We start from the raw sequence: 22,977 nt of genomic DNA, 5'->3' as shown, positions 1-22,977 counted from the left end.
TCAGAAAATGTTTCTGGAAGGTCGGGATAATGAGTGTTAAGCATAGTCATTTCTGTATTATTTGTCATAGTCATTTTTCCGTTTTATTCCTTCACTGATCAGTAGTACTATTTCGCGCAGCAGTTCACGTGGGTCGCCAGGTAGATTTTCCAAAAGTTTTTGAGGTATGGTGTCTTTGAAATCAGGCTCTGCAATTCGTTGAGCAGAAATCAAAAAAAACACCATTGCTATTTGCGTGCGTCGGTCGGCATGCAACAACCCCAAGCTTACGCCTTTTTCCAGTTTCTTCATGGTACGCTCGACTATGATTTCCCGTTCTGCTTTCCATAATTGGTCATAAGCTTTTGGGAAGGTTCGTTTTAAGTCGTGCAATAGTAGAGACAGTTTATTGACCCAATTACCTACTACTTCCAATTCGGTAAATACTTCATCACGGTAATCTGAGCGTTGCTCTTGCTCTAAAGCCTCCAACTGGGAGTCTATTTCTTTTTGAAAGTTTTCAATTACCATTGTGAGAAGTTCCTCTTTGCCTTTAAAGTGGTTGTAAACTGTTTTTTTGCTAATGCCCAGCTCGGTGGCGATTTCAACCACTCTGACCCGGCTGTAGCCAAACTGAAGGAACCGTTCTTGCGCTTTTCTTATAATTCGTTCTTTCATAAAACCAAATTACACCTTTTGGGTTTTTAGGGTTTCCACAAAGGTACAAAACTTTGATTTGCAGAAAAGAGGTGATCTCTTTTTTAAGCTTTCTTAATGACTCCAATTATTTATTAAGAGAGATAAACGAAATCTTTAATGGATGGATATTTTATTTGGGATGAAGGTGATATGATTTTATGTCGCTGAAGGGCATAAGTGAAGCTGTCCTTCCTCTGAGGACAGCTTTTATGTTATTTTGTTGAAAACGAAAGGTTAATCTCTTCGTCCCATAAATATCATCACATAGTAGGCCAACGTTGCCAATGCTGAAAGTGCGGCCACTACATAGGTATAGGCGGCCCATTTTAAGGCGTCTTGAGCTTGGTGATGATTACGACCACTGGTAATATTGGCAGAGTGCAACCACGCTAGTGCTCTTCGGGTCGCATTGATTTCCACCGGAAGAGTGATGAATGCAAAGAGGGTGAAAACAGCGTAGCAGGCAATGATTATTTGTAGTGCCAGGTCAAATGTTATGAAATTGGGCAACATAAAGGCCCCAAAAAACATCATGATAAATATCGCATTCAAAATTCTGGAACTTATATTTTGAACCGGAACCAACGCTGAACGTAGTTTGAGGGGCGCATAGCTTTGGGCGTGTTGAACCGCATGACCACATTCATGTGCCGCAACAGCTGCAGCTGCCACATTTCGTCCATTATAAACTGTCTCGCTTAAATTGACTGTTTTGTTGGCCGGATTGTAATGATCCGTTAAATGACCTCTAGCGGATAATACTTTTACATCATAGATCCCGTTGTCATGCAACATTTTTTCCGCTACTTCCCGTCCGGAAAGATTACTGTTCAAAGGCGTCTGGGAATATTTTTTAAATCGTCTCTTAAGCTGTGCACTCACGATTAGGCTCGCAATCATAAAGAACAGGAAAATAACAATCATAGCTCATAAAGTTTAAGTCGAACAATATCAAATTGAAAAAGAATGGATTTATTTTTTTGATCGTATTTTGCCTTATTGGCACCGGCCTCAATTCCTCAAAAATCTTGCCATGACACCGGTTCTGTAAACTGGGTATTCCAACCTGAAAATGGCATTCTGATTCAATTCAATCCTGAATCAGCAATATATTAAAACAATTCGTATGGATATGTATTTTGTCAGGGGGATTCCTTAAAATCTGAAATAGATAAAAGGTACAATGCCGATATTTCTGAAATGAAGCAGGATAACGCCGACAATGGCTGCTAGTGTCACTTTGACAGGCCACGACGCAGTGATGAACCTTCCTCTAATATTTTCTTTCAGAGAGGCCGGAAGCCAGTGAAGAATAAACCCGGAAACCAGCAGAATATATGAAAGAGGGTTGGCCGAAAGGGCCTGAAATATCAATTCGGGTCGAAAAACAATAAAAATCCTTTCTATCATAGTAAAAGCTTTTTGAAGATCAGAAACCCTAAATAATATCCAACCTGCCGCAACAAAATGAAAGGTTATTAAAAAGCCTGCCCATGATGCCATCCATTGAGGAAGTCGGGATGTTATTGGTTTTAACAACTTGTCGATGATTAACCCTGTTCCGTGCCAGATTCCCCAAAGTACAAAACGCCAGGAAGCACCGTGCCAGAAGCCACCTAAGGTCATAGTTATCATGACGTTTAATTGTGTTCGCCACTGGCCTTTCCTGTTTCCTCCCAAAGGAATGTAAAGGTAGTCGCGTAACCAACTGGAAAGGGAAATGTGCCAGCGACGCCAAAAGTCCTCGAGCGAGAGAGCCTTATATGGGCTGTTGAAATTAATTGGTAATCTAAAACCTAAAAGAAGAGCCAGTCCAATCGCCACATCGGTATAGCCGCTAAAGTCACAATAAATTTGAAGGGTATAACCATAAACAGATGACAATATTTCAAAGCCAGAATAGAGATAGGGGGTCTCGAAAATTCTATCCGATAGGTTGATTGCTATGTAATCAGAAAAGACTAATTTTTTTATCAATCCTGAAAGTATTAGAAATACCGCATGCCAGACTTGTTGTTCGGTCAGATTAAAAGAACGATACAATTGTGGAATAAATTCCCGAGCCCGTACTATTGGCCCGGCTACCAATTGAGGGAAAAAAGAAACATAGAAACCAAAGTCAAAAATATTGCGAACAGGCGCCAGCTGACGACGGTAGACATCAATGGTATAGCTGATGGTCTGAAAGGTAAAAAAGGAGATCCCTATTGGTAGAACTATGTCGGTAATATCCAACGAACTTCCCCAAATATTGTTAAAAAATTCTGCCAGCCAGTCTTTCATTTCAATGTTTTGGCCCGATAGGTCTGCCCAGGTGCCGGCAATAAACCAGGCATATTTGAAGTAGCCAAGCATTCCCAGATTGACAGACAGACTGAGGAGTAATAATAGTTTTCTTTTCCACTGTTTGGTGAAATGTTCCATCCCCAAGCCTATCCAATAATCTGTTAGGGTAGAAATTATTAGTATGAAGAAATAATATCCTCCGGCTTTGTAATAAAAAAAGAGACTGGCAAAAAATAAAAAAATACTGCGTAGGGCCCGTTTTCGATATATCAGAGAATGAATAAACAATACGAGTCCAAAAAAAATCCAGAACAGGGATGAGGTGAACATAAATGGTTCTCCCGGGGTGTAAGTTATTATATCGAGCAGCGATTTCATGAAAAATTAGTTACTGTTCATAGATTTTGGTCCGAAGAGCTTCCATTAAGTTCCAAATTTTGATTGCTATTTCGTATGCTCCTTTTCTGCTAAAGTGCATATAATCGGAGGAGATGAGCGGTGGTTTATGGTTGGCCCATAATATTGCGGCATCCACACCTCCCATAGCTTTTTGCAAATCAATAAAGCCCATGTGACATTCCAACGCTGCTGTTCGTTGAGCTTCTGAAATCAGACGGGCCCGTTGGAGTGGCTTTACTTCATTGCCAGATAACCCAGCCGCGGCCTGAACGCCGATCACCAAAACGGGTATGTCAGGGAAGAGTGTGTTAAAAATTTTTAGTTCCTTGACAAAGTGTGAATAATAAAAATGATAATCATCGGAACGGGTCGGTAAAATATTGGTCCCAAATTGAAGGATAAAGAGCCCGATGTTTAATTCGTCCGACATCGACTTTAACAGTTGGTGTTCAGCCAGACGGACCCCTGGCCAAGGACGGCCTCGCATGGCCATATTGTCTACTGCCACCCCATAATCGCCGTCAAGTGTTAATCCATGGAACGCGGGAGAGTGCCCTGATGTAAATTCAAAAGTAACTTTTTTTTCAGGCGGGATTTGGTCAATAGTTAAGGTCTGAATATCGTTCAATGGCGGTAAAACCACTGATGATAATAAGGTTGAATTATCTCTTACACGAATAAATAGGGAGTCTTTTTCAGTGGTCACGAACAACTTGGCTCTGGTGAAGTTCCCCAGCTTTTGGGATTTCCAGACAATGGGAGATACTATAAAACTAGCCGATTCTCCTTTAAACCAGGCTGCTTTGGCCGAAAAGCCAAAATTAAGATTGCCGGGGTAATTGTTTTTTCGATAGCTGTATGACAGCTGCCAATCTCCTTTATTGATTAATCGTACGGTGGCATTGACATGCTGTGGATCAAAAGGGACTATAAAACCCGGGCCACTTCCACCGTAACGGTTTTGGAATTTTTTTCGCAATGTACCTGTAATCCTGTCTGCTTCTATTTGAGAGTCGCCTATGTGCAGAATTCTGACAAGTAATCCCTGTTCTTTTGCCTTTTCCGCCCGATTACAAAAATGGGTAAAGAGTTGTATGAATTGGGGAGGCGCTATTAATGCAGAATCATTGATATAAATCGTTTTTATCCCTTCCGGAACGACAACTGCGTTATCTGTTGATGGTTTTGTCAAAACAGATACAGAATCATTTTCCTCCTTTGTTCCCGGAGGAGAATTAAGCGATATCTGCGCTGTGGGGTCACCGGCTGTGAGTGGGGGGTCCCAAATAGCAGGAACCAGAGAAATGCCCATATGGGACAATCCCCGATCAATAATCATGATCAGCAAAAGGATCAGAAAAAAGTACAGAAATATTTTTATCGGACGTATCATCCGTCATCTCTTAATGCACCGATGCCATTAGGATTTTGGTTTTATTTTTAATTTTTGTCCGGGTTTGATACTACGCGCGTTTTTTATATTATTTAAACGCAGTATGTCGGTATCTGTTACACCCGGATATTTTTTGGCAATGGACCAAACGCTGTCTCCATGGCCAACGGTGTAATAAATGTAGTCTCCATCCTTTCCGGAATCGGCCAGTTGATTGTCGGCCGATGATGAAGAATAGCCGCTCTTTTGTCGTGCTATCTCTTTGTAATAATCCACTTTATCCTTGTCCACATAAATAACCAGCTTTTGCCCAACCCGAATAATGTTTCGACGAATATTGTTCCAATAGCGTAGGCTGGAGGTATATACATCGAACCAGTCGGCAATGAGTCCTACTACGTCACCGGATTTTACCGTATAATATATTTTGGCTTTTCCGGGAGGCGGTGCTGCCGATCCGGCCGTGGTGCTACCCGGTTTTATGACCAGTTGGTTGTTGGGGAAAAATTTTGAGCGGTTGTAATTATAAATGGTGTCTTCCCGGGAGACAAAAAAGGTAGATTGGTGAAACGCTAACCGAAGCGGATACGATTGATTTTGTGCAGGTATTATGTCTCGTCGGTATTGGGGATTCAGCTGTCGAACTATGTCGATGGGTATATTCATCATTTCAGCTACCTGAGAAAAGTGAAGGGGTTTGGATATCATGACCGTATCCGTGGCTACCGGTAGCAGGGTGGGGCGTGGCTTGAGGTTATGTTCTTTATGGTAATGAAATGTATAGGTCGCGGCAATAAAGGCTGGAACATATCCTCTCGTTTCACGAGGTAGGAGGTAAAACAATTCCCAAAAGTTTCTTTTTCCACCACTGCGGCGGATAGCCCGGTTTACATTTCCGGGACCACAATTGTAGGCTGCAATAACCAACTGCCAGTCGCCGTAAATGTCATACAGATCGCTTAGGAATTTTACGGCTGCACGAGTCGATTTATGAGGATCTCTACGCTCATCCACGTAAGAATTGATTTCAAGACCATACTGTTTCCCTGTGTAATACATAAACTGCCACAAGCCGGAAGCTCCCGCCCGCGAAAAGGCCCTTGGGTTTAAGGCCGACTCAATAACCGGAAGGTATTTTAGTTCAAGCGGAAGACCTGCTGCATCCAATTCAGCTTCGAATAACGGAAAATAATAATCCGACAGGCCAAGCATGGTTTCTACCTGTTCTCGGCGTTCCAAGGTATAGAGCTTAATAAAGGATTTAACATGATTGTTGTAGGTGAGAGGAAAGGCTGAAACAATTTTGCCAAGGCGTCTGATAAGAATAGAGTCGTTAAAATCTTTGCTATGAGTGAATGCGTTTTCGTAGATGGTATCTACCACCAATCCGGGCGTGGTCGTGGCGTACCATACATTGACCAAACTGTCCAGCGATCGGGTGAAAACATCAATGTTGGGGGAGGATTTTATTGAAAGGGTGTCGGTTTCCGGCTCTTGGGATGATCCTTGACAAGGGGAAAAAAACAGTATTGCCAACAGGAGCGTGAAGTAACGTTTGTCAATGAATAAAAACCTGAAATGTTTCATCTTTTTTTCTTTTCTGACGGTTTGTGTGTACTAGGAAGCGGTTGGCAATACCGAATGACCCGGTCGGTCTGCCGAATATATCGGTTACGAGGGTAGACCAGAAAGGTTTCATCCGTATAAAAATTGGTTAATCCATTGGTCTGATGGAACTCGCATGGCGTACTTAAATTGTATACACATTCTTTTTTGGCAAGCATTGCCATGATGGTTTTGTTTGCAAAAATCCGGTCTAATTCGCGGATTGTCCTTATCTGTTAACCAATTAGACCCGATTAGTAATCCTACCCCCAAAAAAACATCATTTCGCTCCCAGAATAAGTTTAAAAATTAAAAGACAACTGTATTCCGATATTTTTTTGGGAAAAAGGTGTCGGCTCCATAATTACAGGATGCACTCTCATAGAAAGATCATCACTCACATCAAAATCATAAAAGTGAGCATCTACCGTGGCATCTATCAAGTTTAAAACATAGATGCCGGCCATAATAATGTAGCTTAAGTCTCTGTATCGACGGTAATACTCCTTTTTGTTTTCGAGCGCTTCTTCAAACCATTGGGCATATTGGCCCTCCACCTGTTCAACCGTTAGGGTTGGAGGAATGACCTCTATGTAGGATTTATTCCCCGGATCACCGATCAGGAAATCGCGATAGGCATTTTTGTATTTGGTATAGTTGGTGGTGTTGAAATGGATCGCGTAGGTCATAGAGCCTATAACCCCGTATATGATTGGAATTTTCCAGTATTTTTTGTTGTATGCCTGTCCCAGCCCCGGCAGAATAGCAGAATAAAAAGTCGCCTTATGGGGGGAATGGATCTCTTTTTCCGGAATTGGGAAAACCTCTTGCAGAGAAGTCTCAGCGTTAAAGGCAACGGTATCGGTAGTTACGATTTCCTGAGCCTGAAGCCAGTGCGTCCCGGTCCCTGCCAAAAGCAATATTATTATTATGAGCGTTCTCTCAAACCTCCGCCACAGCATAAAGTCCATCCTCCCCGTTATATTTTATTTTGTATTGGCTTTGTCGAGAACATTGACAATCTTTTCCAACTCATCGTCGTTGCGGAAAGGAATAACGATTTTCCCTTTTCCGTCATTCCCTCTGGAAAACTGAATGTTGGTTTTAAAAAAGTTGGATAATTGCTGTCTCAATTGTTCATATTCGACAGGGAGTTCCTTTTTTGCCTCCTTTTTCTTGGGTTCCTCTCCTTTTGTGGCTTTTCTAACCAGTTCCTCCACCTTCCTGACGCTCAGGTCTTCTTTTATGATCTGATTGAATATTTTCAGCCTTTCTTTTTGGTCTTCTAAATTGATCAGTGCACGGGCATGACCCATGGAGATTTGTTTCTCCCGAAGTCCCAGTTGTATTTCAGCCGGTAATTTAAGGAGTCGCAAATAATTGGATATGGTGGATCGTTTTTTTCCGACTCTTTCCGACATGCTTTCCTGCGTCAGGTTGCACTCTTCCATCAGACGTTGGTAACTTATGGCCACTTCAATGGGATCGAGGTCTTCCCGTTGAATGTTTTCCACCAATGCCATCTCCAGCATGGCATCATCTTCCGCATTACGAACATAGGCCGGAACGGTTTTTAGACCGGCTATTTTAGATGCTCTGAAGCGTCGTTCTCCCGCAATTAGCTGATATTTATCTCCTGTTTTACGGAGGGTCAGAGGTTGAATGATGCCTATTTTGCGGATGGAGGCGGCCAGTTCATTAAGTCTTTCTTCGTCAAATCGGGAACGGGGTTGCCAAGGGTTACCTTCTATTTTTTCTACGGGAATTTCGTTGATGGAGGCTTCCGGTTTTGGGGCACTCCTTGAGTAATCGTCGGGATTGTCAATTAAAGCTCCAAGTCCTCGTCCCAATGCATTTTTTCTTGCCATTGTTTTCTCCTGTATCTTTAGTTGGCTACTTTATTTTTACTGTCAATCTGTGTCATGTTATTTTTCTGTAACAACTCCCGGGCCAGGTTGAGATAGTTCATGGCACCTTTCGATGCAGCATCATACATTACAACCGCTTTCCCGTAACTGGGTGCTTCACTCAGTTTTATGTTGCGCGTGATAAGCGTTTCAAATACCATATCTTGAAAATGCTTCTTCACTTCTTCTACCACCTGGTTCGAAAGTCGAAGTCTGGAATCGTACATGGTAAGGAGGAATCCTTCTATTTCCAATTCCGGATTGAGACGATTCTGAATAATCTTGATGGTATTTAGTAATTTCCCTAATCCTTCCAATGCAAAATATTCACATTGAACGGGAATGATAACCGAATCGGCGGCTGTCAGAGCATTGACAGTGATTAAACCCAATGAAGGAGAACAATCGATCAGAATAAAGTCGAAATCATCAGTGATTTTATTGATGACGTTTTTAAGGACTTTTTCTCTGTCGGGCATATTAAGCATCTCTATTTCGGCTCCTACCAGATCGATGTGAGACGGAAGCAAATACAAGTGATCAATTTCCCCTTCCTGAATGGCTTTCCTGGGGTCTTCTCCATCTACAATGCATTCGTAAATACTTGTCTCTACTTCCCGAAGGTCGAAACCCAGCCCCGAGGTTGCATTGGCCTGCGGATCGGCATCGATGATCAGGACATTGTATTCGAGTACTGCCAGACTGGCAGCAAGGTTGATCGCTGTTGTTGTTTTTCCAACACCACCTTTCTGGTTTGCTAAAGCAATTATTTTAGCCATAGATTTAAATTTTTCAATTTTCCGGGATATGGTAATATACCCATTTTGGGCAACAGCCAAAGTTATACTTTTATCTTAAAAAAATAGCTTTCTTCTTGCTATTTATTTCATTAATAAGCAAAGATTAAGCTCGTTTTAAGGGGGTTAAGCCTTCCTGCAAAGGTATAAAAATCCGTTTACTTTTTGGGGTTATAGAGGATCCACATCTGCATGGATAGAAACATATTTCCAGCGTTGATGACTCAATAAGGTGTTGACAGCGTCGTTGATGATGTTTTTGACACGACCTGGGGAATGGGCTTTTTCAAATTTGATGAGGATACGAGATAAATATTGATTTTGAATGCGGCCCACCGGCGGCTCTTGAGGCCCAAGAACACGGCTCCCCAAAAGGGCTCGCAAATGTTCCGCCAGAGATTGGGCGGCTTTGTCCACTACCGGTTTTTGTTTATGTTTTAATACCAAATAGATCAATCTGAAATAGGGGGGATAATTGAATGCGTGCCTTTCTGTAAGTTGGCTCCGGTACATCTGATAGTAGTTGTTTTCTACCACATATTGGATGATCGGATGCTCCGGAGAGGAAGTTTGTAAAACCACTGTTCCTCTTTTGTTTTTTCGTCCGGCACGTCCACTTACCTGAGCCATCATCTGAAAACCTCTCTCAAAAGCTCTGAAATCGGGCATGTTAAGAAGGTTGTCGGCATTTAGTATTCCCACCATATTTACATTGTCAAAATCGAGGCCTTTGGTGACCATTTGTGTGCCGATCAAAATATCTACGGCGCCCGACTCAAAATCGGAGATTAAGGTTTGATACGACTTTTTGGAACGGGTGGTGTCCAAATCCATTCGGGCAACTTTGGCTTCGGGAAACAGCAATTTTACCTCTTCTTCTATTTTTTCCGTGCCAAAGCCCTGTGTGGAGAGTGCAGGGCTTCCACATGCCTGACAGGTGGTGGGAGTGGTTACGGTATGTCCACAATAATGACAAACCAATTGGTTCATTTTTTTATGGTAGGTCATGCTCACATCGCAAAAATTGCAACGGGGGACCCACGAGCAGACAGTGCATTCCAGAAAAGGTGAAAAGCCCCTTCTGTTTTGAAACAGGATGATCTGTTGCTTGTTGGCCAATGCGTTCTGAATCTCTGTAAATAATTCAGGGGTAAAATGTGATTTCATCTGTTTTTTTCGTCGGGCTTCCTTTAGGTCGGCTACCACGATGCGGGGAAGTTGTATGTCGTCGTAGCGCGTGTGAAGCTCTACCAGCCCATATTTTCCTCTTTCCGCATTATAATAGCTTTCTATGGAAGGGGTTGCCGTGCCCAACAATACCTTGGCACCGTGACGGTGTGCCAGCATTATTCCTGCATCGCGGGCATGATAGCGGGGAGCCGGGTCAAATTGTTTGAATGAATGTTCATGTTCTTCATCAACAATGATGAGTCCCAGATTCCGGAAAGGTAAAAATATGGATGAGCGAACGCCCAAAATGACCTGATAGTTTTTTTCTTCCAGGAGGTCACGGTAAACCTCGACGCGCTCTTCATTACTGAATTTGGAGTGATAGATGCCCAGCTTGTTGCCGAAATGTTTCTTCAACCGATGAGTGATTTGGGTAGTCAAGGCAATTTCCGGTAAGAGGTAGAGGACTTGTTGGCCTGCTTTCAGATATTTTTCAATGAGATGAATATAGAGTTCGGTTTTCCCACTTGAGGTAACTCCATGAAAAAGCACCACGGTATGTTCTTTGAAGGACTCCTCAATATCTTCATAGGCTTTGGCCTGAGCCGGTGAAAAAGTGTTTTTTTCTTTTAGGTTGCCTTGCCACTGTTCCAGGCGTCCCACTTCAATAGCTTGTTGTTCCAGTATCTTTTTTTTGATCAGTTCATTGAGAGCTGTCGTCGAACCAGGGTGTTCTTTAAGAAGTAATTTGCGTGAAATGGTTTTCCCCTGCAGGGCATTACCTGCCCCCCCCACCAACTGAATCAGCCTCATGAGTAATTCCAGTTGCCGTGGTGCTTTCTCAAGGTGGTTGAAAGCTTCATGCAGTTCTGTTTCATTTCTGTACGTTTCTCCTACTCTGAGGAAGTTCTCTTTTTTGGGACGATACCCTTCCTTGATCTGCTCGGTAACAAAAACGGCTTTCTCATCAATCATTTTTTGTAACAGGTTAAAGCTGTTCTTTTGTTCCAGAAAATCATTGATGTCACCGATCGTCGCGACTTTCTTTTCCGATAAGAAGAAGAGCAGCTTCACGGCTTTTTCCGGCAACTCATCGGATTGTTCATAGTCGGGATTAAAGTACACCCGGGTTTCGCTTTCCAGTTTTAATCCGGAGGGGAGAGCTGCCTTGTAGACTTCACCCAGCGTACATTGATAATATTCTGCGATCCATTGCCAGAAGTCCAGTTGTTTGGCGGTGACAACCGGACTTTTGTCGAGGACGGATAGTATGGGCTTGGTATCATAACTTTCCGGACGGTTCCGGTGGAGGCAGTAGATAATCCCGGAATATTGCTTCTTTTTTCCAAAGGGCACTACTACACGAATGCCGGGTTCCAGATGTTTGAATTCCGGCTCAGCAGGCACCTGATAGGTGAAGAGCCGGGGAAGCGGTACGGGTAATATAATGTCGGCATATAAGTCCGGTGTCATGATTGGCTTTTATTAGGGAGCATAAAGTTAGAAAAAGAAAGCGGCATCAAAAATAGACGTTTTATTTGTTCCGTTGTGTACGTGTATCTTGTTGCCCGATTGTCAATGAATTAGAAATATTAAGGTTTTGGTAATGCGTCATTAATGTTTGGATAATATTTGGACTCTTTCTTAGCCATCCCAATTCCAACATTCGGATAGTAATCATCTAAATCAAAAAATTATGGGTATGCTTTCTCTTCCCGGACAAAAGATCGTTTCTGACGATTTAAGCCGGAGCGTTGTCTCCATGTGGACGCAGGACTCCATTCCACCAAACCATTTTTATCGAACCGGTTTCGAGGCGATCTTTTTTAATAGCTCCTCTCTCCAAGCTCTCGACTGTGTGCTTTCGTCGGCAATCCCGCATGGAAAGGAGATGTTAATAACAGGGAAAGGTTTTTTGGGTGACATTGCTGAAAGAGCAGATAAGCTGGATATCTCAGCCATTTGTTTTGAGGCCGCTCCCCAAGAAATTCCTTTGATGAATACGCTTTTGCCACGCTATCCGGAGATCTCACATTTGGTTTTGGTGGTGGCTGACAATAAAGAACCGATAGCGGAATATATCCGTTATTTGTCACCCATTTTAAGGATGAGCGATATAGAACTCATTCTCTATTGCCGAACGCCGGTTCAAAAGGTAAAGGAGCGAACCTGCGGAATGGTCGATTTTATGATTGGCGGTTGGAATAACCTTCCGGATCAATCGTTTGTGGTGGCGCGCCGAAGCAAGCTGGTTCAAACTGAAGGAAATGCCCGTTCCCTGAATTTTGATCTGCATGCCCATTGGCAGGGGACGATCAAAAGTAGGGAATCCAATATTGCCCCCGTAGAGATGTAATATCCGTAAAGTTTTGTTTTCTTTGTTGATCGTTACATTTTTCATGTCAGCAAGGATCATATGAGGATACATTTTATTGCCATAGGGGGAAGTGCCATGCATAATCTGGCCATTGCTCTTCACAAAAAAGGTTATAATGTTTCGGGCTCCGATGATGAGGTGTTTGAACCCAGTCGAAGTCGACTGAAACAATATGGATTATTGCCCGATGTCATGGGGTGGAATTCGGATAAAATTACTTCCGAGATCGATGCCGTTATTTTGGGGATGCATGCCCGACCCGATAATCCCGAACTGTTAAAAGCTCGTGAACTAAATATAAAAGTCTATTCCTATCCTGAATATCTTTTTGAGCAAACCCGCCATAAAACCAGAGTGGTCATAGCCGGAAGTCACGGAAAAACCACCATCACTTCCATGCTCCTTCATGTTCTCAAGACCTTAAACAAAGATTTTGATTTTATGGTGGGGGCCAATATCAAAGGTTTTGATACCATGGTGCGTTTATCTGAGGATGCCCCTTTGGCGATATTCGAAGGCGACGAATATTTGTCGTCCCCCATTGACCGTCGCCCGAAATTTCTTTGGTATAAACCGCATATCGCCTTGGTGTCCGGTATTGCCTGGGATCACATCAATGTTTTCCCGACCATCGAGGCCTATAATCACCAGTTTGAACTTTTCGCACAATCCATCCGCCCCGGTGGAATGCTGTTTTATTATGGGGGTGATCAGGTATTGGCCGGAATTGCCCGGAAATTAAAATCGGCAACGGCAGTCTCCTATGGGGAAGTGGAGGCAACTACCGAAAAGGGTAAAACCTTGGTGAAATGTGGAGAAAGAAAATTTGTCCTGAAAATATTTGGACGACATAATTTGCAAAACTTGTCAGGTGCCTTGTTGGTGGTGCAAAAGATTGGTATTGGGGCGGAAGAATTCTGGGCTGCGATGCAATCTTTTGATGGTGCTGCCCGACGTTTACAAGTTTTGGCAGAAAATGAGGATTCAACCATCTTTTTCGATTTTGCCCATGCCCCGTCCAAAGTGCGGGCTACCGTGTCGGCCGTCAAAGAGCAATACCCTCAGCGGAAGCTGGTGGCGGTGGCAGAGTTGCATACATTCAGTAGCCTGAATCGTGATTTCCTGCCACAATACAAGGATACCTTGTCACAAGCCGATGAGGCAGTCGTCTTTTTCAATCCCGAAGTGGTGGCTCACAAAAAACTGCCCCCCATCACCCCGGAGGAGGTTAAAATGGCTTTTGGGGCACCGCGTCTGAGGGTAATAACTTCCCCCGTTCAGTTGGAGGATTTCTTGAGCGGATTAAGGATTGAAGATACCAATCTATTGGTCATGAGTTCAGGTAATCTGGGGGGTATCGATATTTCAAAAATTGCCTCACGCTTGATTTCCTAAGCAGTTAGATGTAACTTATCATTCTTTTAAGCGTCACATTATTTTGTAATGTCTAAATAGTAAATGATATGAAGCATCTTTTTTTCATTTTTTCTATTATTCTGTGGAGTTTTGTCTGCAGTGTCAATGCCCAACAATTGGTCGATCAGGTCGACGCCCGTTTTCAAAATATTGAAAGAATCCTTGTGGAAGGTTTTTTCTGTGATGTGAATGTGGAACCGGGAGGGGTGGATGAAGTACATCTAAAAGGTGAAATCAGAAGCACTAAAACGACCGGTGATTTAGCAATTAAAACATCGCAAAATGGTAATGAATTAAAGGTTTGGATCGATCATAAAGAGAGTGTTAGAGGAAATGTCCGTGGATTTCTGATGTTTAAAGTGCCCGATCATGTGGCCATTAAGGTGAACAATGTGTCGGGCAATGTGAATGTGACTAACATCGGCAGTGATAACATGAACCTTAAAACAGTTTCCGGCGAAATATTTACCTCTGGCGCAGGGGCCAATACCTATTTGAAAAGTGTGTCGGGAAATATTACCGCCTCAGTGGTGGAAGGGCCCTTAATGGTTCAGACTGTGAGTGGTGATACTAAAATTGAAAAGGTCAAAGGAGCCTTTACCGGCCAGAGTACTTCTGGAAATTTTAATTTAAAAATGATGGAAGGTCGATGCAATGTCGGAACTACATCGGGCGATGTCTCCGGAGAAAGTCTGCTGAACGGTGGGGAATTCAGAGCCACCTCGGGCAATATTCTTATGACCGGGATGAGAGGCAACCTGCTTGCTAAGACCGTTTCAGGCGATGTACGTTTGTCGGATGTCACCGGCTCAGTGGAGCTGTGGACCACCAGTGGCGATCAGAGAGGGCAGAAGATGATGATCCTGAAAACCGGCAGCTTTAATTCTGTTTCCGGGGATATTCTCATGGATCTGGAAAATTCGTTGGACGATCTAAGCTTCCGAATGAAAAGTCAGTCAGGAGATATTGTGGCAGGAGAATCAAAAGGGGAAAAAAGTTTGTTGATTGAAAAAGGTAATGTTTGGATTAAAGCCGCAAGTACATCCGGCGATCTGCTTTTTCAATAATCGGGTGTCGTCTGTTTGTCTGACGCTGGGGTTTTTCCTTCACGCTTACAAGATGTGATCGGTTGAAATCCCTAAAAGAGATTCTTGCCGTCCATTGGTAATGGATGGTGATAAAAAAACAAAACTCTGTGCTGAACCGGACAATGCTTCGTGTAACAGATGTTACGCCAAGCACTGTCCGAAAGCACAGAGTTTTTTATACTACAGCTTTAAAACTCTATTTTTTAGAAACGAAATGGAAATGAGAGCCAAAGCGATCAAAGGCAGCTTTTTCAAGCATTTCCCTATGGTCGGGATGGGCTACCGAAATGATGAGCCGGGCTCTTTCCTGCAACGTTTTACCGTAAAGATTTACGGCTCCATATTCTGTCACCAGCCAGTGCATGTTGGCACGAGTGGTTACAACACCAGAGCCTTCCAACAGGGTGGGTGAAATTTTGGAAATACCTTTCGATGTTACGGATGGCATGGCAATGATGGGCTTCCCGCCTTCAGAATAACCGGCACCTCTGATGAAGTCGATTTGTCCACCTACACCTGAGTAGTGAGTGGTTCCGATTGAGTCGGCGCATACCTGACCGGTAATGTCAACGGCCAATGCTGAGTTGATGGCGGTCACTTTTTTGTTTTTGCGGATAATTTCTACGCTGTTGGTGTGACGTACATCCATCATGGCCACCATCGGGTTGTCGTGAACAAAGTCATACAGTTCTTGAGAACCCATCAGGAATGAAGCCACCATCAGACCTTTGTCAATTTGTTTTTTCTTTCCGTTAACGACCCCTTTTTCTACCAGCGGAAGGATGCCGTCGGAGAACATCTCTGTGTGAACGCCCAAGTCTTTGTGGTTGCCCAGCTCTGCCAAAACAGCGTTGGGAATGCCGCCAATACCCATTTGCAAGCAGGCGCCGTCTTCCACCAGCTCAGCAACGTTATGACCAATTGCCCGGTCCACTTCGGAGAGGGGAGCATTGTTATGGATGAAAAGGGGTTCATCGTGCTCTACAAACAAGTCGATATCGCGCATGTTGATTTGGGCATCACCCCATGTTCTGGGTACATTTTTGTTGATCTGTGCAATGACGGTATCGGCCGTTTCGATGGCGGCAAGAGTGGCATCGACAGAAGTTCCCAAAGATACATATCCATGACGGTCGGGCGGAGAAACCTGTACCATTGCCACGTTAACTTTCAGATACCCTTCGCGAATCAGTTTTTGGGTTTCACTCAAAAAGACAGGGATGTAATCGGCATAGCCGGCCTGAGTCACTTTGCGGACGTTGGCACCTACAAAAAATGATTCAAGTTGAAAGACCCCTTCCAGCTCAGGATCTGCATAGGGGGCAGGTCCTTCTGTGTGGATGTGTTGAACTTTTACGTCCTGAAACTCTCCTCTTCGTCCTCGCTCTACCATGGCCTCAATGAGAGCATGCGGAGTAACGGCAACACTACTCAAATGAATGCGGTCGCCTGATTTGATAACTTTAACAGCCTCTTCGGCAGATACTGTTTTATACTGCATGTCGAAATAAATTTTATAATGATCTGTTAGATGTTTCGAAAAACTGAACAAAAGTAGTTGTTTTCCGCCATTTTTCCCTGATTAGTGTCACTTTCTCAGTTGGTTTACTCTGTATTTAAAATCATTCTTAAGAAATAAAGATTTATTTCTTTATTGCATTCAGCAAGTTGCAGAAATTGAGAATACATTTTACTTATTTTATAATAAAACCTAAATTTTTTTAACTTTTCAAAAAGAATGGGCCGGGTCCGCTTATTCGCATAATTCACTATCTTAGCGGGGGTAACGGTCTGGCAGCAATATTTGTAGAGGAAAACGACAATGCCCAACTCTACTGCGCCTACACCGATTACCTGGGCTCTTTGACAGCTTTGACAGACAAAGACGGCAACATCGTGGAACGCCAGGCATTCGATCCGTGGGGAAACAGGCGTGATCCGGATGACTGGACCAGTCTCATCACCACTCCGGTGAGTCACATCACCGGCCGGGGCTACACGATGCATGAGCATTTGGATGATTTTGCTCACATCAACATGAACGGGCGTGTTTATGACCCGCAGATAGCGCGTTTCCTTAGTCCCGCCCCTTATGTTCAGACACCGGATTTTACGCAGAATTTTAACCGGTATAGTTATTGCCTTAATAACCCACTTATCTATACTGACCCGGATGGGGAGTTCTTTTTTACTGCCTTCTTAGGTCCTGTTGGAGCGATAATTGATGCAGCATGTTGGGGAGCTGTGATAAATGGCGGAATCTATGCTGCATCAACAGCAATAACAGGTCAACAATGGGACTGGGGACAGTTCGGGAAATCATTAGCAGTTGGAGCAATATCAGGAGCTGCAGGGGCAGGTGCTGGAATTTTAACACAAGGGCTTCAGGTCTACGGAGCAATACCAGGTGCATTAATAGAAGGCGGAATGCAAGGAGCCGCAGGAGGACTTGCCGGAGGCTTTGGAAATGTAATCATGGAAGATGATTGGGGGGCTTTCGGAAGTGGCTTTGCTCAAGGCTTTGCAACAGGATTTATTTTAGGTGGAATTTCTGGAGGAGTTGAAGGATATAAAAACGCTCAAAGTGTTGGAGCAAATCCTTGGTCTGGCAAATTATATAGTAATCAAACAACATATTCAGCTACACCTAAAAGTGGTGTTACATTGCAGCCTAATCCAGAAAGGGATTGTTATGGTTATGCTTTAGAGTATGCTGATGATGGTCATGGTAACAGGTCTGCTTCATATTTTTTAGGCAAAGGAAATAATGCTCCAGGAGCTTATGCCGGAGATGTTGCTAGAAAATCTGGGATAAAAGTCAATTGGTCTACTAAAATTAGTGGTGCAGAATGGGATAATGTAGGAGGTTCCTTGATGCAGGGAAAAGAAATATTAGCAACAACCTCCCGAGATGGAGTAAAACACTGGGTTAACATAACTAGAGTTACAACCGCAGATAAATGGAGAGTTGTTGGAGGTGGATGGAAACGAGTATTGCTTTCGACAAGTGTGTGGAATCCAATTAAAGGACACGTTAATAGTGGCCCTACAAATTTTTTTAGTGTACTTTCATTATTCTAATTGATATGAAAAAGATACTTTTTTTGCTAATCTGTTTCTCAAGCTTAATAATACAGGCACAAGAGTGTAGCGAAATATTTATTGAGAATATAGAGAAAGCATTTACAGCTAAAGCTAAAGACTTTACCCAAAAGTCTTGCAAGAATATTACAGGGCGAGATTTTAAACAAATTGTGATAATAAATATTCCTGTAATCTTTGCCACTAAAGAAGGAGTAAAATTATATAGCAAAAAAGAAATAGAAAGAGAAAAGTTGTTGTGCTATTTAAATACTCGCAAATTACTTTTTGATGAATCATTTATTTATTCAGATACAACTATTAAGGCAGTAGTAAGCCGCCGTGCTACTTATGATGGTGTTAAATATGAATTGAGTGAGGATACTACATCTTATGTCAACTTCCTTCGCCCACTTATGATTAAAGTTAAGGACATTGCACCTGATTATATATTTAGGGTGTACAATCTGCCTCAGTGTTACTGGTATTTAAAAAACTGTCAACTTTACGTACTTTATTTCAAGCATGAAGAAACAGTAATGGAGAATTTTGAAACAATACCAGCTACTGATTTTATAAGAGATTATCTTACAGATGATGACTTGGTGTTTTTATATCACAAACGAGTTGAAGTCATTAGCGGAAAATAAAGCAAAAGCCCAGGGAAAATCCGGTGCCTATAAAGTAACGCCACAACCTCGAAATAAAACCAGTATTTATTTTTTCAATTGAAAATAAAAAAGGTGTTTTTTGGTTTTAACAAATAAATAAAGGAAACGTTCTTTGATTTTGGTTGCTCTGCGTATGCAAGGCATCTTGTTTTGGGCTTTATTGGAGTGTATCGGGAAACGCACGACTATATGATCCGGCCCTTGGTCGTTTCCTTAGTCCCGACCCTTATGTTCAGGCACCGGATTTTACGCAGAATTTTAATAGGTATAGTTATGGCCTGAATAATCCATTGCTGTATACTGACCCCAGTGGGGAAATATTCGGTTTGGCTGTAGCAGCTTGGTTATTATTTACAGAATCTGGCTATGAGGTGCAGAAATATGTTTCTCCAGTTGCAGTACATGTAGATGTAAAGTTAGGCACACACCAAACAGGACTTGGTTTTGATGTTTCATTAGGAGTGCCCAAGGCTATGCCAGTCAGTTACCGATACAATTACGGCAAGACCTATTATTCAGAAACTTATGGAGGATGTGGCGGATGGGAAACAAGAAAAGGTGGTGAATGGACATTGTTTGGTTTAGTTAATTATTCTGGCACTACGTTTAGTGGGGTTGGTTATCCAAGAGTACAAACTACTAACACAATTACGCTTGGAGGTCCATTTGTAAACCTGAAATATGAAAACGATACTTACCTTGGAAATTTTAAATTGCCAGGAGTGCCACAAGGAGACCCTAATTCTGACGCTTATCGAACTGCCGGAGCAAGAATAAAAGCAGGTCCGTTTAAAATGGGTATGATACTGCATACCGGAGAGGGAATTGGAGATAAATGGATTGATACGGATGGTGATGGTATTCAAGACACTCGTGCTTTTTATGGAGGAGATGTAGGAGACCCAAGCCAAAGTCATGGTATATTTTATGTTGGATTTGGTCCATTTAGGATGGGTAGGGATACTGAGAATATCAGACAAACCTTCCAAAATGATTTTGCTCATGATGGATTTAATGGAGGTAACCGAGGCAGTGCTTATCCGTGGATTTTAACACTAGACAGAGATCCTCGCTGATTTTTTCAATTTGGTTGGGGAAATGGAAGTACGTTATATTAAAATCTAAACAAATGAGAAAAATGAATTATATAATATTTGTAATGTTCCTTTCCTTTTTATCATGTGAAAAAAGTGAAAAGTGTGATGATAAGGATTTGACCCTTAATAAGGCTGATTTAACAGGAATACAATTACGCTTAGATGGCTTTTATTATGGCAATCCAGAATCAGATTGGGAGAATATCGTACGTTATGAAACGTTTGTATTTTATCAGAATGGAGTTTTACTAAGAACCGGTGGAATGGAGTTTTATAAAATGGAATCTGAAATTGAAGGATTAAGTAAAACTACATTGCCGCAACAGAGTAAAGATGTTTGGGGTATAATTAATATTAGTGGCAGCAATATAACAATAGAGCATTGGCTGCCCGCTCCTTGCTCAAAACCTGTTTTATTGAGATCAGGCGAAATATTAAACGATTCCACATTTGTATTTAACAAGATGGTAAGGCGGGATAGTCAGGGAACTACGGAAACAGATATTAACCAGGAGTTCCATTTTAGGCAGTTTGATATAAAGCCTGACAGTAAGAATAATTTTATAAAGTAAGATAGAAAAGCCTCGGAAGTAAGGCCCTTTTTTAGTGTGCCGTGATGCTAAATAACCTGGTGGTGAAAGTCCACTATGGGGGTTCATAGTCGCCAACCATTAGCCGTAGGCAAGGGGACCCTTCGTGAGGTGGAATCTGAAGGAAGTCAACGGAAAAGTTCTGCCCCGAGGAACACGAATCACATCAGGCACAACCGGTGGAATGAGAATGCAAAACAAGTTTTAAAACCATTGGCCAAACCACCCTCACCTGCTATTACTTCGGCGACTACGAAGAAGAACAAACCGCCGATGGAAAAACACGTAAAATTCATTACCTTAGTGGAGGTAACGGTCTGGCAGCAATATTTGTAGAGGAAAACGGCAATGCCCAACTCTACTACGCCTACACCGATTACCTTGGCTCTTTGACAGCGTTGACAGACCAAGACGGCAACGTTGTGGAACGCCAGGCATTTGATCCGTGGGGAAACAGGCGTGATCCGGATGACTGGACCAGTCTCATCACCACCCCGGGGAATCACATTACCGGCCGAGGCTACACGATGCATGAGCACCTGGATGATTTTGCCCTTATCAACATGAACGGGCGTGTTTATGACCCGCAGATAGCACGTTTCCTGAGTCCCGATCCGCAATTGCAGGCGCCGGGGTATTGGTTGAATTATAATAGGTATGGGTATTGTTTTAATAATCCATTGATTTATACCGATCCAAGTGGGGAGTTTGCTTGGTTGCCTATCTTAGCTATGGCTTATTTTGGAGGGGTACAGGCAAATTTTTTTACTGCCGATAACCCGATGAATCCTGCAGATTGGAACTGGAGCAGTCCAAGTACATATATCGGGATTGGATCAGGTGCATCATCAGGTGCAGGAATGGCCGGGCTAAATGTGCCTACACTTTTTCCTAATTTAGATGGCATGGTCACAAGAGGCGTATTCCAAGTCGGGGTGAATGTTGGGTTAAATGGTATTGGAAATGCAATTAATGGGGACCCGTTTTTTGATAATTGGGGCGGAGCTGCCCTTTCTGGCTTTGTAAATGGAGCGATAACAGGTTACCAATTGGCAGATGTTAACGGAAAGAATTTATGGTGGGGTTCAGAAATAGGGTATAATAGAAATAAATGGTCGCTTTTCAACTGGGATATTCCTGATTATTCGATTGATTTTGGAATGCCTAACGTGGGTTCGTTAGATAATGATTGTGTCCCAACTACATTTGCTGAAATTGAAACTAAAAGAGGAGGGTCAAGAACTTATGATAATTTCAAAGAAATTTCTAATTATCAGGAAAAAGTTGGTGTAGCAACAACGCATAAAGGTTATGAAACATTAGTAAATAAAACATTTAGTAACTCGCAAACATTTTCAAGAACTGACTATCATAATTTGTTTGATGCAAATTATATGCAAAATGCTGCAAACAACAACGAGGTGTTTTCAGTTCATTTTAGAGGTCATGCCGATAACGTTAGAAGTTTAAGAGTATTTACACGTGCACCATATAAAAATACTCTTACATTTCGGCAAAGCAGGTATAATTTTACATCATCTGGCCAAGGTGTAGTAATTTTGAATATTTTCCGGTTTTTCTAATAAACATTTATGAAAACAAATTACTTAGTATTAATGGGATTTGGATTGTTTTTTTGCAATAGTATATATTCGCAAGGTATTGTATACGAGTTAAAACAATTCTATCAAAATGCAGATATGGATTGTTATATTGCTAAAATTCAAAAAAATGTAAATGACTATTTTGTTTTAGATAATAAGATTTGGGGACGTGACAAACATGGCATCCCTCCTCAAAAAATTGAATTACATAAAGAAGAAATAGTTCCCATGTTAACCATTCAATTTATAAATACTGATTCATTCAATCTCAACGATGACATTTACAATTACATAGCTATTGATAGCTCTATTGTATTTACTCTTGCTTGTATTGATAAGAAAATGAATGTTACTGCGTTTGCTCATTTTTTTGAGTGGGCCAGTGGCTATTATGAAATTGATAAAGATCCTTCAATTAAAAATTCCCACGAAAGGATGAAATTTAAACATATAATAAAGAATATCAATAAACAAAAACCTGAAATGATTCTTTACAGTAATGTTTTGTGCGGTTTTCATGATGATAATGGGTTTATGTTTGTGAAGAATGGTAAAATATATGTTTATCGCGTAATTAAAAAAGATATTTATGAATTGAACGACTATATACGTAGATTTTTTAGTTTAGAGAGAATCCGCAAGTTAAATTATACTTATATCCCAATTATATATCAACTTGATCAATCACTCCGGCGTACAGGACATACTCCTGAGGATGAAAAAATGATATGTCCGTAATTCTCCCCCAGCTCGCTCGGATATGTAAATTAATTTCCTGAGTTATTCATGCGGAAATGTTTTCTGTGTAATATAACAAT

At 42.0% G+C, this 22,977-nt stretch carries 20 protein-coding genes and 1 pseudogene; 11 read left to right on the top strand and 10 right to left on the bottom strand.

What is annotated here, in order from left to right; translation table 11 throughout:
- Nucleotides 1–57: 57 nt before the first annotated feature.
- The 9 genes from ACT29H_RS06695 to priA all read right to left on the bottom strand — a co-directional run bounded on the left by ACT29H_RS06695 (nucleotide 58) and on the right by priA (nucleotide 11,708).
- Nucleotides 58–657, bottom strand: coding sequence for a TetR/AcrR family transcriptional regulator (locus tag ACT29H_RS06695; RefSeq protein ID WP_444820836.1), 600 nt, complete (start codon nucleotides 655–657; stop codon nucleotides 58–60).
- A 255-nt stretch (nucleotides 658–912) separates the two neighbouring features.
- A complete protein-coding gene (locus tag ACT29H_RS06690; RefSeq protein WP_444820835.1) occupies nucleotides 913–1,602 on the bottom strand; it encodes a zinc metallopeptidase in 690 nt (229 codons plus the stop codon).
- Nucleotides 1,603–1,833: 231 nt separating this feature from the next.
- Nucleotides 1,834–3,342 (bottom strand): MBOAT family O-acyltransferase, encoded by a 1,509-nt coding sequence (locus tag ACT29H_RS06685; protein WP_444820834.1) that lies wholly within the window; start codon nucleotides 3,340–3,342, stop codon nucleotides 1,834–1,836.
- A 10-nt stretch (nucleotides 3,343–3,352) separates the two neighbouring features.
- The gene (locus ACT29H_RS06680) at nucleotides 3,353–4,756 is read right to left on the bottom strand and encodes a hypothetical protein (RefSeq protein ID WP_444820833.1); all 1,404 of its coding nucleotides are present in this window, start codon (nucleotides 4,754–4,756) and stop codon (nucleotides 3,353–3,355) included.
- Between the two features lie 27 nt (nucleotides 4,757–4,783).
- Entirely contained in the window at nucleotides 4,784–6,343 is a 1,560-nt protein-coding gene (locus ACT29H_RS06675; RefSeq protein WP_444820832.1) for a transglycosylase SLT domain-containing protein, read from the bottom strand.
- A 320-nt stretch (nucleotides 6,344–6,663) separates the two neighbouring features.
- Entirely contained in the window at nucleotides 6,664–7,332 is a 669-nt protein-coding gene (locus tag ACT29H_RS06670) for a DUF5683 domain-containing protein (protein WP_444820831.1), read from the bottom strand.
- Nucleotides 7,333–7,347: 15 nt separating this feature from the next.
- Nucleotides 7,348–8,229 carry a ParB/RepB/Spo0J family partition protein gene (locus ACT29H_RS06665; RefSeq protein WP_444820830.1) on the bottom strand — a complete coding sequence of 294 codons (882 nt, stop codon included), beginning with the start codon at nucleotides 8,227–8,229 and terminating at the stop codon, nucleotides 7,348–7,350.
- Nucleotides 8,230–8,246: 17 nt separating this feature from the next.
- Nucleotides 8,247–9,047 carry a ParA family protein gene (locus tag ACT29H_RS06660; RefSeq protein WP_444820829.1) on the bottom strand — a complete coding sequence of 267 codons (801 nt, stop codon included), beginning with the start codon at nucleotides 9,045–9,047 and terminating at the stop codon, nucleotides 8,247–8,249.
- Nucleotides 9,048–9,236: 189 nt separating this feature from the next.
- Nucleotides 9,237–11,708: a replication restart helicase PriA gene (priA, locus tag ACT29H_RS06655; protein WP_444820828.1), complete on the bottom strand. Its 2,472-nt coding sequence runs from the start codon at nucleotides 11,706–11,708 to the stop codon at nucleotides 9,237–9,239.
- Between the two features lie 223 nt (nucleotides 11,709–11,931).
- Here priA and ACT29H_RS06650 point away from each other — a divergent pair, with 223 nt between their 5' ends.
- The 3 genes from ACT29H_RS06650 (at nucleotide 11,932) to ACT29H_RS06640 (ending at nucleotide 15,095) form a co-directional block, all read left to right on the top strand.
- Nucleotides 11,932–12,591 carry a 2-aminoethylphosphonate--pyruvate aminotransferase gene (locus tag ACT29H_RS06650; RefSeq protein WP_444820827.1) on the top strand — a complete coding sequence of 220 codons (660 nt, stop codon included), beginning with the start codon at nucleotides 11,932–11,934 and terminating at the stop codon, nucleotides 12,589–12,591.
- A 60-nt stretch (nucleotides 12,592–12,651) separates the two neighbouring features.
- Nucleotides 12,652–14,007, top strand: a complete 1,356-nt coding sequence (locus ACT29H_RS06645) for a UDP-N-acetylmuramate--L-alanine ligase (protein ID WP_444820826.1) — start codon at nucleotides 12,652–12,654, stop codon at nucleotides 14,005–14,007.
- A 68-nt stretch (nucleotides 14,008–14,075) separates the two neighbouring features.
- A complete protein-coding gene (locus ACT29H_RS06640) occupies nucleotides 14,076–15,095 on the top strand; it encodes a DUF4097 family beta strand repeat-containing protein (protein ID WP_444820825.1) in 1,020 nt (339 codons plus the stop codon).
- 217 nt (nucleotides 15,096–15,312) lie between these two features.
- Here the strand turns inward: ACT29H_RS06640 and ACT29H_RS06635 are convergent, their stop codons facing one another.
- A complete protein-coding gene (locus ACT29H_RS06635) occupies nucleotides 15,313–16,617 on the bottom strand; it encodes an acetyl-CoA hydrolase/transferase family protein (RefSeq protein WP_444820824.1) in 1,305 nt (434 codons plus the stop codon).
- 395 nt (nucleotides 16,618–17,012) lie between these two features.
- On the opposite strand from ACT29H_RS06635, the gene ACT29H_RS06630 reads away from it, so the two are divergent.
- The 8 genes and pseudogenes from ACT29H_RS06630 (at nucleotide 17,013) to ACT29H_RS06595 (ending at nucleotide 22,897) form a co-directional block, all read left to right on the top strand.
- The gene (locus ACT29H_RS06630) at nucleotides 17,013–18,197 is read left to right on the top strand and encodes an RHS repeat-associated core domain-containing protein (protein ID WP_444820823.1); all 1,185 of its coding nucleotides are present in this window, start codon (nucleotides 17,013–17,015) and stop codon (nucleotides 18,195–18,197) included.
- Nucleotides 18,198–18,202: 5 nt separating this feature from the next.
- Nucleotides 18,203–18,847 carry a hypothetical protein gene (locus tag ACT29H_RS06625; RefSeq protein ID WP_444820822.1) on the top strand — a complete coding sequence of 215 codons (645 nt, stop codon included), beginning with the start codon at nucleotides 18,203–18,205 and terminating at the stop codon, nucleotides 18,845–18,847.
- A 143-nt stretch (nucleotides 18,848–18,990) separates the two neighbouring features.
- A pseudogene (locus tag ACT29H_RS06620) lies at nucleotides 18,991–19,170 on the top strand (RHS repeat-associated core domain-containing protein); the annotation flags it as partial.
- A gap of 24 nt (nucleotides 19,171–19,194) precedes the next feature.
- Complete coding sequence (locus ACT29H_RS06615; RefSeq protein ID WP_444820959.1) at nucleotides 19,195–19,944, top strand: polymorphic toxin type 23 domain-containing protein; 750 nt, start codon at nucleotides 19,195–19,197, stop codon at nucleotides 19,942–19,944.
- 53 nt (nucleotides 19,945–19,997) lie between these two features.
- Nucleotides 19,998–20,537, top strand: coding sequence for a hypothetical protein (locus tag ACT29H_RS06610; protein ID WP_444820821.1), 540 nt, complete (start codon nucleotides 19,998–20,000; stop codon nucleotides 20,535–20,537).
- Nucleotides 20,538–20,612: 75 nt separating this feature from the next.
- The gene (locus ACT29H_RS06605; RefSeq protein WP_444820820.1) at nucleotides 20,613–20,891 is read left to right on the top strand and encodes a hypothetical protein; all 279 of its coding nucleotides are present in this window, start codon (nucleotides 20,613–20,615) and stop codon (nucleotides 20,889–20,891) included.
- An 86-nt stretch (nucleotides 20,892–20,977) separates the two neighbouring features.
- Complete coding sequence (locus ACT29H_RS06600) at nucleotides 20,978–22,138, top strand: RHS repeat-associated core domain-containing protein (RefSeq protein ID WP_444820819.1); 1,161 nt, start codon at nucleotides 20,978–20,980, stop codon at nucleotides 22,136–22,138.
- A gap of 9 nt (nucleotides 22,139–22,147) precedes the next feature.
- Nucleotides 22,148–22,897: a hypothetical protein gene (locus ACT29H_RS06595; protein WP_444820818.1), complete on the top strand. Its 750-nt coding sequence runs from the start codon at nucleotides 22,148–22,150 to the stop codon at nucleotides 22,895–22,897.
- Nucleotides 22,898–22,977 lie beyond the last annotated feature (80 nt).

Source organism: Thermophagus sp. OGC60D27 (assembly GCF_052400625.1).
In the GTDB taxonomy this organism is placed as follows: domain Bacteria; phylum Bacteroidota; class Bacteroidia; order Bacteroidales; family Marinilabiliaceae; genus Thermophagus.
This window is presented reverse-complemented; position numbering and strand designations above follow the sequence as displayed.

Bases quoted from the DNA above. Each gene is read 5' to 3' on its own strand.
- ACT29H_RS06695 (WP_444820836.1), bottom strand. From the start codon at position 657: ATGAAAGAACGAATTATAAGAAAAGCGCAAGAACGGTTCCTTCAGTTT.
- ACT29H_RS06690 (WP_444820835.1), bottom strand. From the start codon at position 1,602: ATGATTGTTATTTTCCTGTTCTTTATGATTGCGAGCCTAATCGTGAGT.
- ACT29H_RS06685 (WP_444820834.1), bottom strand. From the start codon at position 3,342: ATGAAATCGCTGCTCGATATAATAACTTACACCCCGGGAGAACCATTT.
- ACT29H_RS06680 (WP_444820833.1), bottom strand. From the start codon at position 4,756: ATGATACGTCCGATAAAAATATTTCTGTACTTTTTTCTGATCCTTTTG.
- ACT29H_RS06675 (WP_444820832.1), bottom strand. From the start codon at position 6,343: ATGAAACATTTCAGGTTTTTATTCATTGACAAACGTTACTTCACGCTC.
- ACT29H_RS06670 (WP_444820831.1), bottom strand. From the start codon at position 7,332: ATGGACTTTATGCTGTGGCGGAGGTTTGAGAGAACGCTCATAATAATA.
- ACT29H_RS06665 (WP_444820830.1), bottom strand. From the start codon at position 8,229: ATGGCAAGAAAAAATGCATTGGGACGAGGACTTGGAGCTTTAATTGAC.
- ACT29H_RS06660 (WP_444820829.1), bottom strand. From the start codon at position 9,047: ATGGCTAAAATAATTGCTTTAGCAAACCAGAAAGGTGGTGTTGGAAAA.
- priA (WP_444820828.1), bottom strand. From the start codon at position 11,708: ATGACACCGGACTTATATGCCGACATTATATTACCCGTACCGCTTCCC.
- ACT29H_RS06650 (WP_444820827.1), top strand. From the start codon at position 11,932: ATGGGTATGCTTTCTCTTCCCGGACAAAAGATCGTTTCTGACGATTTA.
- ACT29H_RS06645 (WP_444820826.1), top strand. From the start codon at position 12,652: ATGAGGATACATTTTATTGCCATAGGGGGAAGTGCCATGCATAATCTG.
- ACT29H_RS06640 (WP_444820825.1), top strand. From the start codon at position 14,076: ATGAAGCATCTTTTTTTCATTTTTTCTATTATTCTGTGGAGTTTTGTC.
- ACT29H_RS06635 (WP_444820824.1), bottom strand. From the start codon at position 16,617: ATGCAGTATAAAACAGTATCTGCCGAAGAGGCTGTTAAAGTTATCAAA.
- ACT29H_RS06625 (WP_444820822.1), top strand. From the start codon at position 18,203: ATGAAAAAGATACTTTTTTTGCTAATCTGTTTCTCAAGCTTAATAATA.
- ACT29H_RS06610 (WP_444820821.1), top strand. From the start codon at position 19,998: ATGAGAAAAATGAATTATATAATATTTGTAATGTTCCTTTCCTTTTTA.
- ACT29H_RS06605 (WP_444820820.1), top strand. From the start codon at position 20,613: ATGGGGGTTCATAGTCGCCAACCATTAGCCGTAGGCAAGGGGACCCTT.
- ACT29H_RS06595 (WP_444820818.1), top strand. From the start codon at position 22,148: ATGAAAACAAATTACTTAGTATTAATGGGATTTGGATTGTTTTTTTGC.